Annotated in this window: 1 protein-coding gene; it reads right to left on the reverse strand. The window is 61.6% G+C overall.

From position 1 onward, the window contains the following. On the reverse strand, nt 1-428 hold a 428-nt coding region (locus tag NKH99_RS32685), incomplete at its 3' end, for a helix-turn-helix domain-containing protein (protein WP_353017995.1). Nucleotides 429-557 lie beyond the last annotated feature (129 nt).

Genomic DNA, 557 nt, shown 5'->3' on the forward strand with positions numbered 1-557 from the left:
TCAGCATCCTGCGCACGATGCCTGGGGCGAGCCGAGAGCTTGCGGTAGCCCATCGAGCGCACTTCGCGGCCCAAGGTCTGCTCGCTCACCGGGACACGGAACTCATCGCACAGCCACTGGGCCAGGTCACACAGACGCCAGCGCACGACGCCATCGAGATAGGGGGTGGGACCGCGCTCGATGGCTTGTGCCAAGGCCGCACGCTGATCGTCATTCAACAACGACGACTTGCCCGGGGCCTTGCCGTTTATCAACCCATCGGGACCGCGCGCATTGAAGCGCACCACCCAGTCGCGCACGATCTGTGTAGTCACGCTGCCGAGCCGGGCAGCATCTGCGCGTGATCCACCATCATAGATCGACGCAAGTGCCACCAGTCGCCGCGCCTGATTGGCGTCCTTTGTTTGTCGGGCCAGAAGACGCAGCATCTCCCCATCAAACTCTGCACGCAGAGAACTCGCTGAACCCAACGCAAACCTCCTGTTTGCGCCATCGATTCAGATTCGCCGGCTTTTGGGTATCCCAGTATGCCGAGAGTCAGCATCAATGAGGTTTGG

The organism is Mesorhizobium sp. M0854, assembly GCF_040319815.1.
GTDB lineage: Bacteria > Pseudomonadota > Alphaproteobacteria > Rhizobiales > Rhizobiaceae > Mesorhizobium.